General features: G+C 29.2%; 14 protein-coding genes. All 14 read right to left on the reverse strand.

Annotated elements, in window-relative coordinates; genetic code table 11:
• Positions 1-95: 95 nt before the first annotated feature.
• The 14 genes from recA to rbfA all read right to left on the reverse strand — a co-directional run bounded on the left by recA (position 96) and on the right by rbfA (position 15209).
• Positions 96-1220 carry a recombinase RecA gene (gene recA, locus MTX53_RS07670; protein WP_244833146.1) on the reverse strand — a complete coding sequence of 375 codons (1125 nt, stop codon included), beginning with the start codon at positions 1218-1220 and terminating at the stop codon, positions 96-98.
• 149 nt (positions 1221-1369) lie between these two features.
• A complete protein-coding gene (gene pgsA, locus MTX53_RS07675) occupies positions 1370-1960 on the reverse strand; it encodes a CDP-diacylglycerol--glycerol-3-phosphate 3-phosphatidyltransferase (RefSeq protein WP_244833147.1) in 591 nt (196 codons plus the stop codon).
• A complete protein-coding gene (gene rimO / locus MTX53_RS07680; RefSeq protein WP_244835477.1) occupies positions 1957-3300 on the reverse strand; it encodes a 30S ribosomal protein S12 methylthiotransferase RimO in 1344 nt (447 codons plus the stop codon). Before rimO ends, pgsA begins: the two co-directional genes overlap by 4 nt.
• A 140-nt stretch (positions 3301-3440) precedes the next feature.
• Entirely contained in the window at positions 3441-5771 is a 2331-nt protein-coding gene (locus tag MTX53_RS07685) for a DNA translocase FtsK (RefSeq protein ID WP_244833148.1), read from the reverse strand.
• 93 nt (positions 5772-5864) lie between these two features.
• Complete coding sequence (locus MTX53_RS07690; RefSeq protein ID WP_244833149.1) at positions 5865-6557, reverse strand: ATP-dependent Clp protease proteolytic subunit; 693 nt, start codon at positions 6555-6557, stop codon at positions 5865-5867.
• 55 nt (positions 6558-6612) lie between these two features.
• Positions 6613-7806 (reverse strand): aspartate kinase, encoded by a 1194-nt coding sequence (gene dapG, locus MTX53_RS07695; protein WP_244833150.1) that lies wholly within the window; start codon positions 7804-7806, stop codon positions 6613-6615.
• Between the two features lie 19 nt (positions 7807-7825).
• A complete protein-coding gene (locus MTX53_RS07700; RefSeq protein WP_244833151.1) occupies positions 7826-8107 on the reverse strand; it encodes a YlmC/YmxH family sporulation protein in 282 nt (93 codons plus the stop codon).
• A gap of 67 nt (positions 8108-8174) precedes the next feature.
• Positions 8175-9437: a pitrilysin family protein gene (locus MTX53_RS07705; RefSeq protein WP_244833152.1), complete on the reverse strand. Its 1263-nt coding sequence runs from the start codon at positions 9435-9437 to the stop codon at positions 8175-8177.
• 68 nt (positions 9438-9505) lie between these two features.
• Positions 9506-11608, reverse strand: a complete 2103-nt coding sequence (locus tag MTX53_RS07710) for a polyribonucleotide nucleotidyltransferase (protein WP_244833153.1) — start codon at positions 11606-11608, stop codon at positions 9506-9508.
• A gap of 74 nt (positions 11609-11682) precedes the next feature.
• Complete coding sequence (rpsO, locus tag MTX53_RS07715) at positions 11683-11946, reverse strand: 30S ribosomal protein S15 (protein WP_244833154.1); 264 nt, start codon at positions 11944-11946, stop codon at positions 11683-11685.
• A gap of 121 nt (positions 11947-12067) precedes the next feature.
• Entirely contained in the window at positions 12068-12994 is a 927-nt protein-coding gene (locus MTX53_RS07720) for a bifunctional riboflavin kinase/FAD synthetase (protein WP_244833155.1), read from the reverse strand.
• 12 nt (positions 12995-13006) lie between these two features.
• The gene (truB, locus tag MTX53_RS07725; RefSeq protein ID WP_244833156.1) at positions 13007-13885 is read right to left on the reverse strand and encodes a tRNA pseudouridine(55) synthase TruB; all 879 of its coding nucleotides are present in this window, start codon (positions 13883-13885) and stop codon (positions 13007-13009) included.
• Complete coding sequence (locus MTX53_RS07730; protein ID WP_244833157.1) at positions 13882-14859, reverse strand: bifunctional oligoribonuclease/PAP phosphatase NrnA; 978 nt, start codon at positions 14857-14859, stop codon at positions 13882-13884. Before MTX53_RS07730 ends, truB begins: the two co-directional genes overlap by 4 nt.
• Positions 14859-15209 carry a 30S ribosome-binding factor RbfA gene (rbfA, locus tag MTX53_RS07735; RefSeq protein WP_244833158.1) on the reverse strand — a complete coding sequence of 117 codons (351 nt, stop codon included), beginning with the start codon at positions 15207-15209 and terminating at the stop codon, positions 14859-14861. The genes MTX53_RS07730 and rbfA overlap by 1 nt, the downstream gene beginning before the upstream one ends.
• Positions 15210-15212: the final 3 nt, after the last annotated feature.

Below are 15212 nucleotides of genomic sequence, written 5' to 3' on the forward strand. Positions count from 1 at the left end.
AAATTTATTTATAATATATGTTTAAAATACTCCATAAATATTAAAAATTTAATCCTTTAATATCTATGGAGTACTTATTAAATCAAGATATAACGTTATTTCTTTTCTTTGTCATCTTTTTTATTCGATTTCTTTTGAGTACTGCTTTTGCTAGTACCTTCTTCTATTTTTTCATCTGTGTTTTCATTTTCATCCTTTTGAGGTGTTTGTGCTAATTCAGCTAAAGGGAGATCATATTTTGATCTTATTTTATTTTCAATTTCAAGTGCGACTTCAGGATTTTCTTTCAAATATGTCTTTGAATTTTCCCTTCCTTGTCCAAGCCTTATGTCTCCATATGAAAACCATGCTCCACTTTTCTGAACTATATCCTCTTTAACTCCTACATCTAAAATATTTCCATTTCTTGATATTCCCTCATTATACATTATATCAAATTCGGCCTGTTTAAATGGAGGTGCTACTTTATTTTTCATAACCTTAACTCTTGTTCTATTACCTATTATACTGTCACCTTGTTTTATAGAATCAATTCGTCTTATATCAAGTCTTATAGATGCATAAAACTTTAATGCTCTTCCACCTGTTGTAGTTTCAGGAGAACCAAACATTACTCCAACTTTTTCTCTAAGCTGATTTATAAATATAGCAACACAATTTGTCTTATTAAGTGTTCCTGTTAATTTTCTTAAAGCTTGAGACATAAGTCTTGCCTGAAGTCCTATATGGGAATCTCCCATTTCTCCTTCTATTTCTGCTTTAGGAACAAGCGCTGCTACTGAATCAACTATAAGAACATCAATTGCTCCTGAACGTACAAGTGCTTCAGCAATCTCTAAAGCCTGCTCTCCTGTATCTGGCTGAGATAAGATAAGATTATCTATATCAACACCAAGTTTCCTTGCATAATTAGAATCTAATGCATGTTCTGCATCTATAAATGCGACAGCTCCACCATGTTTTTGTGATTCAGCTGCAATATGAAGAGCTACTGTAGTTTTTCCAGAACTTTCTGGTCCATATATTTCAACTACTCTTCCCTTTGGTACTCCTCCAATTCCTAATGCTATGTCAAGATCAAGACTTCCTGTAGAAATTGCATCTATCTTCATTATATTGTGATCTCCAAGCTTCATTACAGAACCTTTTCCAAACTGCTTTTCAATCTGACCCATTGCACTTTCAATTGCTTTTAGTTTATTCTCATCTATATTTGCCATTTATTGCACCTCTCTTTATTTACGAACTTATGTTCTATATATATTATAATTACTTTACTTCATCAAGTCAATTAATATTAAAATAATTCCTCTACAAGAAGTAAAAGGAATTATTTTAATTATACCCATATTAATCTTTTTTAATCTCACTATTTATCAATTTTTAAGACGTCTCTATTCATTACAAAATATACTACTCCAGAAATAACAGTAACTAATACAGTTATGTTTACTAATGCTGGTGCAATATAATTAAATATTACTCTAAAAAAGCCAATATTATAAATTATATTTGTAAGATATATTGAATCTTTTATATTGACATCAATTAAAAGAGTAATTATTATTGTCATCTGAAGTACTGTTTTTATTTTTCCCCACCAGTTTGATGCCATTACTCTCCCTTGAGCAGCTGCAATTGATCTTAAACCTGTAACCGCAAATTCTCTTGCAATTATTATTATAGCTGCATATGATGGAATTGCATGAAATTCTACTAAACATATTAATGCTGTAGCTACAAGAAGTTTATCTGCTAAAGGATCTAAAAATTTTCCAAAATCAGTTATCTGATGTCTGCTTCTTGCTATGTACCCATCAAGTTTATCTGTAATCGACGCTGCTACAAAAATAAATGTAGCTATAAAACTTCCATACGGAATATCTTTAACTGCTATAAATATCAGAAAAAAAGGTACTAAAATAATTCTAATTATTGTCAACTTATTTGCAAGATTCATAACACAACAACTCCTAGTAAATCATAATCCAAATTTTGTACTACTTTTATATTAACAAAAGTTCCATTTTCTATATTTTTTTCAGATTTAAATAGAATATTTCCATCAATATCAGGTGCCATTTCATAGCTTCTTCCATAATAATACTCACCATCAAAGCCTTCTGTTAATACTCTATATACTTTTCCAATCTTAGAAGCATTTATATCTTTAGAAATCTTTTTCTGAACTTCCATTAATATTTTTTCTCTAGAAAATTTCACATTTTCTTCTATTTGTCCACTCATTCTAGCAGCTGCAGTATCTTCTTCCTGAGAATATCTAAATACTCCAACTTTATCTAATTTAAATTCATTTAAAAAAGTAATTATTTCTTTAAAATCTTCTTCTGTTTCATTTGGGAATCCAACTATAAAAGTTGTTCTTATTACAATGTTTGGAACTTTTTTTCTAAGTTTCTTAATTGTATCCATAATCTGTTCTTTTGTAGTTTTTCTTCCCATAAGCTTCAATACATGATTTGATATATGTTGAATAGGTATATCAATATATTTAGCTACTTTATCATTTTTTGCTATCTCATCAATTAAATCTTCATAGATTTCTTCTGGATAACAGTAAAGAAGTCTTATTATTTCTATTCCTTCAATCTGAGAAAGCTTTTCTATTAAAATATGAAGAGATTTTTTATTATATAAATCAGTTCCATACATTACAGTATCCTGTGCTATAAGTATTAATTCCTTAATTCCATTTTGTGCTAACTCCTCAGCTTCTTTTATGATATTTTCCATCTTTCTGCTTCTGAATCTGCCCCTTATTTTAGGAATTATACAATAAGTACAGAAATTATTACATCCTTCTGCAATTCTTATATATGCAGTTTTCCCTGAAGTTGTAAGAATCCTGTCCCCTTCGTTTATATTCTGATCTGAATACGAAATCATTTCTTGCTTATCTTCTAAACTATCTTTATTTAACTTTTCACTAATTTTTAAAGCTATTTTTTGATAGTCATTAACTCCAAACATCATATCTATTTCTGGAATTAATTCTAAAAGTTCATTTCCATATCTTTGAATCAAGCATCCAGTTGCTACAAGAAGTTTACATTTCCCATTTTTTTTATGCTGTGCCATCTCTAAAATTGTATCTATAGATTCCTGTTTGGCACTTTCTATAAAACCACATGTATTTATTATTATTACTTCTGCCTCTTTTGGATCTGAGGTTATATCAAATAATGAATTCACTCTTGCAAGAATAATTTCAGAATCGATTCTATTTTTATCGCATCCAAGACTTATAAGACCGACTTTTATTTTATCTTTACTTCTCATATTATAAGATTTTTCTTTTCTTATTGGTATACTACTCTTTATCAAGTGTCTAAATCCTCCTAATGTAACTCTCTTTTAATTATATCAATTTAAATAATTAAGTGCAATAACGTACAAATATTGCAAATATTATTTTTTTGTTAATAGTCTCCGTTCTCATACTGATCTCTTGTTATAAGTACATTCCTTGGTTTGCTTCCATCTTTTTTTGAAATTATACCTCTTCTCTCAAGTTCATCCATAATATTTGATGCTCTATTAAAACCTATTCTAAGTTTTCTTTGTATAAATGATGTTGACGCTTGATTAAAATCTATAACTGTATTTATAGCTTCATCTAACAATTCATCTTCTTCATTCATATCAGAATCTTTTCCTTTGCCTTTTGACATTTCCATTGCATTATTATTTATTTCATCAATTATATCAGACTGATAAGAATTTTCTTTTTCTTCCTCTTTTATATATGAAACAACTTTTTCAACTTCTTCTTCAGATATAAAACATCCCTGTACTCTTAAAGGCTTGCTTTCACCAACAGGATAATATAGCATATCTCCTTTTCCTAAAAGTTTTTCTGCTCCAGAACTATCAAGTATTGTTCTTGAATCTACCTGTGATGATACAGCAAACGATATTCTAGATGGTATATTGGCTTTTATAACACCTGTTATTACGTCAACTGAAGGTCTTTGAGTAGCAATTACAAGATGCATTCCTGCTGCTCTTGCCATTTGTGCAAGCCTTCCTATATAATCTTCTACATCATTTGGACAAACCATCATAAGATCTGAAAGTTCATCAACTATTATTACTATATAAGGCAGTTTTTTCTCTATTTGACCTTTTTCATAAAGTTCATTATAAGACTGCATATTTCTTACACCCATATCTGCAAATAATTTATACCTCTTTGTCATTTCATTAACTGCCCAGTTTAATGCTGCAGCTGCTTTTTTAGGATCTGTAACTACTGGTATTAAAAGATGAGGCACTCCATTATAAACATTAAGTTCAACAACTTTAGGATCTACCATAAGAAGCTTTACTTCATCAGGTCTATATTTATAAAGTATACTTATTATAAGAGAATTTATGCAAACACTCTTTCCTGATCCTGTAGCTCCTGCAATTAATGTATGAGGCATTTTACTTAAATCTCCTACAACACATTTTCCAGATATATCTTTTCCAAGTGCAAATGCTATTTTTTTATTTGTGTTTATAAACTCATTATTTTCAAGAACCTCACGTAAAAATACAGGTGTCTGTTTCCTATTTGGAACTTCTATTCCAACTGCCGCTTTTCCTGGAATTGGTGCTTCAATTCTTATACCTGATGCAGCAAGTCCAAGAGCTATATCATCTGATAAATTTACTATCTTGCTTACTTTAACGCCAGGACTTGGCTGAAGCTCAAATCTTGTAACTGATGGTCCTTTGGTCACCTGAGTTACTTTAGCATCGACTCCAAAATTTGATAAAATTTCTTCAAGTTTATCAGCATTTTCAATCAGTTCTTTTTTATCCGAGCTATTAAGTTTAGTATTTTTATTTATGTTAAGTAGACTAATATCAGGAAATCTATATTCCTTTTCATCACTTTTTTCATGCTGTATTTTCTCTTCAATTTCCTTGTTCATCACGTCTTTTGATTTTTCTTCTTCTTTATTCTCTTCTTTTTGATTTTCTTCTTGTTCTTTGCTTATTAAAGGTTCAACATCTGAATTCTCTTTCATAAAATCTAATATCTGAATTTTTTTATCAACACCATCTAAAAGTTTCTTCTTTTGATCATTAGTTTTATTATTTTCAGATGATTCTGTTTTATCATTAATATTTATATAACTTTTATTTTTCTTATTTTTCTTTCTCTTTATATTTTTCTCTTTAAGTGATCTTCCTTTACTTTCAAATTTAATGGAAAGATCATAAAGTGTAATATCAAAAATAAGCAAAAGAGATATAAGTGAAAGTGTAAATATAACTATATACATTCCAACTACGCCAATAAGTCTTATAAGTGGATAACATATAATATATAATGCAATTCCTCCAGCTAAATTTCCTGTTTCTCCTTTTATTAACATTAAAAAATGTGAAAAAAACTGGAATTCTTCTTTTGAATTTTTAGCAATTTGAATATCTATAGTTGCAAATGCAGCCATTATTACAATAATCAAAAGAGTAATTCCATAAAATTTCTTATTGATTAAAATATTTCCTTTAGTTTTTATATATTGCCATCCAAAATATATCAAATATAATGGCAATGCAAAAGCACCCACTCCAAGCAGTGCAAATAAAAGCTTCTGCGATAAAGTAGATAATACTCCTGCAAATGATGTGTATACAGCTATTGATAAAATAATACCTACACACATATATATTATACCTGATATATCAGGATTAGTTTTATTACTTTTTTTCTTTTCAGCTGTTTTTGTTTTAGCTTTCCTAGCTCTGCTCAATTAAAACCACCCCTAATTATTATTTCTTCACAGAAAATAATTTTCCTTTATAAGATAACACTAAAATAGAAAAACAGCCATACTTTATTTTAATTATTTTTTGTTAATAAGTTCTCTAAGCTTTTTAATTGCTTCTGAAATACCGCCAACTTCATTTATAAGTCCACATTTTACAGCCTGCTCACCTATAAGAAGAGTTCCAACATCATTCAAAAGATCATCTTTTTCTGACATAAACTTTTCTAATGTTTCTAATTTTATTTCAGATGTTCTTACAATAAATTCATTTATTCTCTCCTGCATCTTTTTAAAATATTCAAATGTCTGTTCAACACCAATAATAAACCCTGTCATTCGTATAGGATGAACTATCATTGTGGCAGATGGTGTAATAAAAGAATAATCTGCTGATGTTGCAAGAGGAACACCTATTGAATGTCCTCCTCCTATTACTATAGAAACAGTAGGTTTAGAAAGACTTCTTATCATTTCAGATATTCCAAGGCCTGCTTCTACATCCCCTCCAACCGTATTTAAAACTATAAGTACTCCCTTTACTCCATCATTTTGCTCAATATCAATAAGTTGAGGTATTATATGTTCATATTTAGTTGCTTTTGTCTGCGGTGGAAGAACAGCATGACCTTCAATCTGTCCTATTATAGGTATCACCTGTATTTCTCTATTTGGATAAGCTATATTTGTATTTCCAAGCTGTTTAATATTTTCTATTTTTTGATCCTCAATTTTTTCTTTTTCATTTTTGTTTGATAATTCATAATTCATATTAAATCACTCCTTGCATTTAGTATTTTACAAGAAAGATTTATTTATTCAGATGTTATTTAAACGCCTTGTGTATAGATCTTACTGCATTATCGGCATTTTTAGATTCTACAAGACACCATATTGTCATATTAGAATCTGCTGTTTGAAGAACATTTATATTATCGTTTTTAAGTGCTCCATAAATTGCAGCCATAACACCTGGTTTTCCACTCATTTTAGATCCTACTGCTGCAACAACTGTACAATCCTTAACTTCTGTATATTTTATATTGTTCTTATTAAATAATTTAATTGAAATATCTTCATCATAATTTTTTATTGTAAATATCTGTTTGTCAGGGAAAATATTAATTAAATCAAGACTTATATTATTTGCAGCAAGCAAAGATAAAATATCAAAATATTTTTTATTTCCTTTATTATCAGATTCTTTTATAGTAATCTGAATCCTATCTTTCTTACATGTAACCCCTGTTATAATTCTTGATGCTTTTATATCACCGCAATTATTTATTATAGTTCCTTTTGCATCAGACATTGTATTTTTTATATAAATTGGAATATTTCCTTCCATAGCAATCTTAACTGCTTTTTTATCAATTACTTTTGCGCCTTCAGAAGCTAACTGAAAAACTTCACTATAGCTTATTACATCAATAAGTTCTGCATCTTTTACTATTCTTGGATCAGCAGTCATTATACCATCAACATCTGTATATATCTCTACAGCAGCTGCCTTTAATGCTTTACCAAGTATTGAAGCTGTTGTATCACTTCCACCTCTTCCAAGGGTTGTGAAATATCCATCAGCTGTTTTCCCTTGAAATCCTGCAATGACTGGTACTCCGCCATTAGATAAAATTTTCATTATATTTCCTGTATTAGTTTCTATACATTTTGCATCTGTAAAATCAGAATCTGTAACTATACCTGCTTGGCCTCCTGTAAGAGGAACAGCATGTATATTCTTTTTATATAACTCATTTGATAAAACTACAGTACTTATTATTTCCCCGCAACATGTTAAAAGGTCAGAAGCCATTTTATTTCTTTTCTTAAAATCTTCATCTATAAGTCCAAGAAGAGTATCAGTTGCATATGGTGCTCCATATCTACCCATTGCTGAAACTACAACTACTGGACTAAAACCATTAAGTATAGCATTCTCAATTTTTTTTATAACATAGCTCCTCATTTTTTCATCTTTAACAGATGTCCCACCAAATTTCTGAACTAGAATTTTCATTGTATTACTTACCTCCATATTATAGTTTAACTTTTTTAAGATCCTCCTCAGAAGCATCTATTATAATTGTTCTAGCCCCTATTTTTTTAACACATTTCCACGGAATTTCAATAAAATCTCCATTTGAAAAGAATCTAAATTTCCCCATATTTAAATTTACTATAAGATACTTAAAATTTCCATCATCATCTATTATGATATCATTATTAATAAGATAATCATACTTCTCACCATCATTAATATTTATTAATTCATACTTCTCAATTTCACTTAAATATTTTATATTATTTTCTTCAGACATAAAAAAACCTCCTTCTTACATCACATAATTATATGATATAAAAAGAAGATTTAATACATAAGTATAATCACTTCTTAAATACTATTTGATCATAAATCCTTTTATCATCATCATTACTTAAATATGCAGCATTTATTACTCCTTTTTTAAAGCAACATGAAAGCGCATCGTTAATAGATGTCTGATTTATTTTATTTATTGAATCTATAACGTCTTCTTGTGTTCTTACTTTATTAAGGAATAGATATGTCTTGGCATTTTTAAACATTCTTGCAGTAGTGCTTTCAAGTCCAAGAACATAATTAGCCTTTATTTTTTCTTTATTAATATTCATAAGTTCATCAGAAATACCTTTTTTAGATAATTTATCTACTTCTGAAACTATAGAACTTAACGCTTCTTTAGAATATTTTTTATTTACGAATGCATAAATATTGAAAACTCCAATTCCTTGATAAGGCTGAAGATAAGAACCTATTGAATAACAAAAACCCATTTCTTCTCTTATCTTTTGAAAAAGAATTGATGATGCTCCTCCTCCAAAGATATTATTTAATAATGCCATTGAAGGTAATAACTTTTCATCTCCATATTTTATTCCATTTAAGCCCAAACTTATCTGAAGTTGTTCAATATCTTTTTTAGCAGAAATTGATTCATTTTCTAATTCTACTTTCTCATATTTAGGAATATACTCTTTACCAGTCCATTTTCCGAAATATTCTGTAATAACTTTAATAAGTTCTTTTTCATCAAAATTTCCACATACAGATATTACTGCATTATAAGGTGTATATTTTTCATTAATAAATTCTATTATATCCTGTCTTTTGAAAGAATTTACTGTCTCTTTAGTTCCAAGAATCGGGAAAGAAAGTGAAGTAGAACCAAATGCTGCTTTTGCAAATGTGTCATCAAGAACATCTTCTGGCTGATCACTACTCATCTTTATCTCTTCATTAATAACTTTCTTTTCTTTTTCTATTTCTTCTTCAGAAAATTTTGAATTAATAATAATATCTGATAATACATCTATTGTAGAATTAATATGTTCAGAAAGTGTTTTTACATAGAAACATGTTGCTTCTTTACTTGTAAAAGCATTTATCTGCCCACCTAAATTCTCTATATCTGTTATGATTTTTTTAGAATCTCTCTTCTCTGTTCCTTTAAAGAACATATGCTCTATGAAATGAGAAATACCATTATTTTGCAAAGTCTCATTTCTTGAGCCATTCTGAACCATAACTCCTATGCTTACAGATTCGAGATATTCCATCTTTTCGGTTACTATTCTAAGACCATTAGATAATTTATAAATCGAATACATTTAACTGTCTCCTCAAATTACTTACTTTACAAAAGAATTAAAAGGCAATCAAATTGCCTTTTTCATTTTTATTTTTCTTTATTTTCTTTTTCAATTAAAGCATCTTTTCTTGAAAGATTAATTCTACCTTGTGAATCAATTTCTGTAACTTTTACAAGAATTTCATCTCCAACAGAAACTACATCTTCAACTTTCTCAACTCTCTCTTTTGCGAGTTTCGAAATATGAACTAATCCTTCTTTATTAGGTAATACTTCAACGAAAGCTCCGAAATTAGTTATTTTAACTACTTTTCCAAGATAAACTTCTCCTGCTTTTACATCTCTTGTAAGTCCATCAATAATCTCAATTGCTTTATTTACTCCATCATGATCAGTTGAGCTTACAAATACAGTTCCATCATCATTTATATCGATTTTAACACCAGTATCCTCGATTATTTTATTGATGACTTTTCCACCTGCACCTATTACATCTCTTATCTTGTCTTTATCAATTTTTATTGTCTGTGTCTTAGGAGCATATGTTGATACGTCTTCTCTTGGCTTCTCGATACATTTATCTATAACATCAAGAATAGTAAGTCTAGCTGTTCTAGCTTTTCTTATAGCCTGTTCTACGACATTAAAACTAAATCCTTTAAGTTTTGTATCAACCTGTATTGCAGTAATTCCTTCTGTTGTTCCTGCAACTTTAAAGTCCATATCTCCAAAGAAATCTTCTATTCCCTGTATATCAGTTAAAATAAGTTCTTCACTTAAATCTTCTGATGTAATAAGTCCCATAGCAATACCTGCTGCAGGTCTTTTAATAGGAACTCCAGCATCTAAAAGAGCAAGTGTAGAACCACATACAGATGCCTGTGAAGTTGAACCATTAGAACTTAAGACTTCTGAAACAAGTCTTATTGTATAAGGAAACTCTTCTTCTGAAGGTATTAAAGGTAATAATGCTTTTTCTGCTAAAGCACCATGGCCTATCTCTCTTCTTCCTGGTCCTCTTAAAGGCTTTACTTCACCTGTTGAATATCCTGGGAAATTATAGTGATGAATATATCTCTTCTTTTCTATTTCATCAAGTCCATCAAGATACTGAACTTCACTTATTGAACCTAATGTAGCAACTGTCATTACTTGAGTAAGTCCTCTTGTAAATATTCCTGAACCATGTGTTCTAGGTAATACTCCAACTTCAGCTGAAAGTGGTCTTATCTCATCAAATGCTCTTCCATCTGGTCTTCTTTTATCGACAAGAAGCATATGTCTTACTATTTTTTTCTGCATAGTATATAATATTTCACCAATATCAGCGATATTATCTGGATACTTTTCATCAAACTCATCATGAACTTTCTGTGTAAGTGCATCTACTGCTGCATTTCTTTTATCCTTATCCATTATATACATAGCTTTTTTTACATCATCAGCTATAAGTTCTTTAACTTCTTTTTCAAGCTTTTCATCTGGTTTGTATAATAAAGGTTCATCCTTTTTCTTTTGAAATTCTTTCATAGCTTCAAACTGAAAATCAATAATTGGCTGACACTCTTTAAAACCATATTCTATTGCATTTATCATTGTTTCTTCAGGAACTTCATCAGCACCCGCTTCAATCATCATTACAGTATCTCTAGTCGCACATACTGTTAAATTTAAACTACTTTGTGCTCTTTGTTCAGAATCTGGATTTGTAACAAACTTTCCATCAATAAGTCCTACTTGAACTGCTGCTGCTGGAATTGTATATGGAACACTTGAAATACAAAGTGTTAATGATGCAGCATTTATAGCTAATATTTCAGGAAGTACATCTTTTTCTACTGAAACTACTGTACATATAACCTGAACATCGTTTCTATATCCCTTTGGGAATAATGGTCTTATTGTTCTGTCAACTGCTCTTCCATGAAGAATTGCTCTTTCAGAAGCTCTTCCTTCTCTTTTTATAAATCCACCAGGTATCTTACCTGCTGCATATAATCTTTCCTCATATTCTACACTTAATGGGAAAAAATCAATTCCCTCTCTAGGTTCTTTTGATGCATTTACATTTGTCATTATTACAGTATCGCCATAACTAATAAATGTAGCTGCATTTGATAACATACCAGTTTTGCCGTATTCTACTTTCATTTCTCTTCCGGCAATCTGTGTCTTTAGAATGTTATTCATTAATTGTAACCTCCTCTCAAGGTCTGTTTTAATTATATTTTCAAAAAATAGAGCGGACACAATCCGCTCTATAATTATTTTCTAAGTCCTAATTGTTGAATTAAGTTTCTGTATCTTTCGATATCCTGTTTAGCTAAGTACTGTAAAAGTCCTCTTCTTTGACCAACCATCATATATAATCCTCTTCTTGAGTGATGATCTTTCTTATGAACTTTTAAATGTTCAGTTAAAGATAAAATTCTTTCTGTTAATAATGCTATTTGAACTTCTGGAGAACCAGTATCATGTTCATTTCTGCCATATTTTTTTATAATTTCTAATTTTTTTGCCTTATCCATTATAAGCGCACCTCCATATATTTTATCGCCTAATTCTAAGTAAAGAGACGAGGCCCTCAAAACCTAGGGTTAGGTTCCTATGCAATTATATCAAAGTTTAAAATAAATGTAAATGACTTTATTAATTTATTACAATCTTTTGCTTAATTGCAAAGTTTTTATCTTTTTCAATTTGTCTTTTTAAATCATCTATACCTGAAAACTTCTTTTCATCTCTTATTTTATCTATAAAATAAAGATTCATTTCTATTCCGTATATATTTTCATCAAAATCTAATATATGAGTTTCAACTGTCCTTTTTTCCCCGTTTACTGTAGGATTATTTCCAACATTTGTTATTCCTCTATATATTTTATTATTAACACGTACATTTGAATAATAAACCCCATTTAAAGGTATAACATATTTTTTATCAGTAGATAGATTTGCAGTAGGAAATCCAATTGTTCTTCCAATTTGTCTTCCACATACAACTTTTCCTTCTAGTTCATAAGGTCTATCAAGCATTTTAAAAGCATCTTGTACGTTTCCTTTTTTAAGTTCTTTTCTAATTCTTGTACTACTTATAACCCCATCTTTATATATGCATGGTTCTAATATAAAAAGCTTATATCCATATTTAGCCTGATACTTTTTTAAAGTTTCTATATTGCCTTCATTCATATATCCGAATCTATAATTGAAACCTGCAACAATTCCTTTTGCATTATAATTAAAGACAAGATTTTTAATGAAATCTTCTGCTGTAATTTTCATAAATTTATAATCAAATGTTTTTAATACAATTGAATCCACATTATGATCTTCTAATATTTCTTTTTTTCTTTTATTGCTCATTAATAATTCTTCGTTAAAATTATCCATAAGCAGAGTCTTTGGATGATTTTTAAATGTAAACACCATACTATTACCACTATATTTTTTTGCCATAGCTACAGCTTCAGATATTAACGAAATATGTCCAGTATGAAGTCCATCAAAACTTCCCAAAGCTACATAGTTATCTTTTGGCATATCTTTCTTTAAACCATCTTCAATAACAATCATTATATACTCCCACTATAATAATAATAATTTTTCGATTTTAAATCCTTTATCGTTTTTCTTTCCAAGTCCAATAAAATTCTTATCTGCATCATAAACTCTATACAATACATCATTTTCTATTTTCATATATGAAATTCTTTTATCATATACTCGTACTCCATTTTTTAAAAGCTTGGAAAATCCTTCATTAATAATAACAGCAGGATACATTTTTAAAGCATCATCTATCTTTATAATATATTTTTCTATATTTTCTTCTGTAAGATCATCGATATTTACGCTATCACATTTATTAAATACAGAAGTTCTTGTTCTTTCAAGATCAGTCATAACAGCGCCAAGTCCTAATTTTTCTCCTATATCATGGCAAAGGCTTCTTATATACGTTCCTTTGCTACACTCTACTGTAAATGACAAATAAGGAAGATCAAGAACTATATCTTTTATACTTAATATCTTCACTTTTCTAGGTTTTCTTTCTACTTCTATACCTTTTCTTGCAAGTTCATAAAGGCGTACTCCATTTTGCTTTAATGCAGAATACATAGGAGGAATCTGATCGTATTCTCCAGTAAATGAAATTAATGCTTCTTTTACATCATTTTCTGTTAAATTATCAGTATTTTCCCTTTTTATTACCTTTCCCTCAAGATCATATGTATCAGTCTCTACACCGATTAAGCATTTAACTTTATATTCCTTATCGGATGTCATTATATAATCAATAATCTTTGTTGCTTTTCCTATGCATACAGGAAGAACTCCTTCAGCTTCTGGATCAAGAGTTCCTGTATGACCAACCTTCTTTTCATGTGCAAGTTTTTTAACTTTCCATACAACATCAAATGAAGATTTTCCTTTATTTTTATATACATTTAATATTCCATTCATTTTTCTATCTCATTTTTTAATAATTTAATTATTTTTTCTTCTGCACTATCAAGAGATATTCCTCTCATAATGCCTCCAGCAGCTTTAATATGTCCACCGCCGCCATATTGCTCTGCAACATTTCTTACATCAATTTTATCCTTTGATCGAAGACTTGTCTTTATACCTTCTTCAGTTTCTTTTAATAATATTGATGCTAAAACACCTTTAACGGAAAGACCTGTTGATACTATATCTGATGTATTAACTTTTTCAAGGTCAAGTTCCTTTAAAATGTTATTTGGTATTTTTATTATTGCTACTTTTGAATCTAAAACAAGTTTTACATTACTTAATGCATAACCTGTTAATCTTAACTTATTTAATGGTTTATTATCAAAAATTCGACTATGAATGTAACTATTGTCAATTCCAAGTCCAATTAATTTTGAACATATTTTATGTGTTCTTTCTGTAACGTTTGAATGTCTAAATGAACCAGTATCTGTTACTATTCCGGTATAAACAGCTGTTCCTATTTTAATATTTTCTTCAGTTTTTTTACTAAAATCCACACCAAGTTCTTCTGATAATAGATATGAAAGTTCACATGTTGCAGCTGAAGAACTATCTACATAATTTAATATGCCGTAATTTTCATTTGAAATATGATGATCGATATTTATTATATCTTTATTATATAAAGATAAGTCTGCAGCAATTCTATCCATATTTCCACAATCTAAAATAATAATAAGGTCAGTATCTTCATCTGGCTTTACTGTATTTCCATCAATTTCATCAGAATATGATAAAAAAGATAAATTATCTGGAAGAATTTCAGTAGATATTATATATGCATCTTTTTTTATAGTGCGTAGTGTATTTAAAAGTGCTAATGTACTTCCAATAGCATCTCCATCTGGAGATATATGAAAAGATAGGCCAATTCTATTGGCCTTCTTTATTTTTTTAACTATTTCCTTAAAATCCATTATTTTTTGCTGATTCTATTTATAAGTTCATCCATATGCATACCATAATCAATAGAATCATCTACCTCTATTAAAATTTCAGGAGTATATCTAAGGTTTATTTTCTGTCCTACACACTTTCTAATATATCCACTTGCACTTTTTAAAGCTTCTAAATTCTTTTTCTTTTCTTCTTCATCTTTACAGAATATACTTACATAAACTTTTGCATATCTTAAATCTTTTGTAACTTTTACACTTGTTACTGAAACCATTGCTGTAAGTCTTGGATCTTTGATTTCATTTTGAATAAGTGCACCTATCTCTCTTTTAAACTCTTCGTCTATTCTTCCTCTTCTATAATTTGCCATAAA

The organism is Clostridium sp. BJN0001 (genome assembly GCF_022869825.1).
Taxonomy (GTDB): Bacteria; Bacillota; Clostridia; order Clostridiales; family Clostridiaceae; genus Clostridium.

What these genes read in the sequence shown, in the direction of transcription:
- recA (WP_244833146.1), bottom strand. Translation starts at nt 1,220, where the DNA reads ATGGCAAATATAGATGAGAATAAACTAAAAGCAATTGAAAGTGCAATG.
- pgsA (WP_244833147.1), bottom strand. Translation starts at nt 1,960, where the DNA reads ATGAATCTTGCAAATAAGTTGACAATAATTAGAATTATTTTAGTACCT.
- rimO (WP_244835477.1), bottom strand. Translation starts at nt 3,300, where the DNA reads ATGAGAAGTAAAGATAAAATAAAAGTCGGTCTTATAAGTCTTGGATGC.
- MTX53_RS07690 (WP_244833149.1), bottom strand. Translation starts at nt 6,557, where the DNA reads ATGAATTATGAATTATCAAACAAAAATGAAAAAGAAAAAATTGAGGAT.
- dapG (WP_244833150.1), bottom strand. Translation starts at nt 7,806, where the DNA reads ATGAAAATTCTAGTTCAGAAATTTGGTGGGACATCTGTTAAAGATGAA.
- MTX53_RS07700 (WP_244833151.1), bottom strand. Translation starts at nt 8,107, where the DNA reads ATGTCTGAAGAAAATAATATAAAATATTTAAGTGAAATTGAGAAGTAT.
- MTX53_RS07705 (WP_244833152.1), bottom strand. Translation starts at nt 9,437, where the DNA reads ATGTATTCGATTTATAAATTATCTAATGGTCTTAGAATAGTAACCGAA.
- MTX53_RS07710 (WP_244833153.1), bottom strand. Translation starts at nt 11,608, where the DNA reads ATGAATAACATTCTAAAGACACAGATTGCCGGAAGAGAAATGAAAGTA.
- rpsO (WP_244833154.1), bottom strand. Translation starts at nt 11,946, where the DNA reads ATGGATAAGGCAAAAAAATTAGAAATTATAAAAAAATATGGCAGAAAT.
- MTX53_RS07720 (WP_244833155.1), bottom strand. Translation starts at nt 12,994, where the DNA reads ATGATTGTTATTGAAGATGGTTTAAAGAAAGATATGCCAAAAGATAAC.
- truB (WP_244833156.1), bottom strand. Translation starts at nt 13,885, where the DNA reads ATGAATGGAATATTAAATGTATATAAAAATAAAGGAAAATCTTCATTT.
- MTX53_RS07730 (WP_244833157.1), bottom strand. Translation starts at nt 14,859, where the DNA reads ATGGATTTTAAGGAAATAGTTAAAAAAATAAAGAAGGCCAATAGAATT.
- rbfA (WP_244833158.1), bottom strand. Translation starts at nt 15,209, where the DNA reads ATGGCAAATTATAGAAGAGGAAGAATAGACGAAGAGTTTAAAAGAGAG.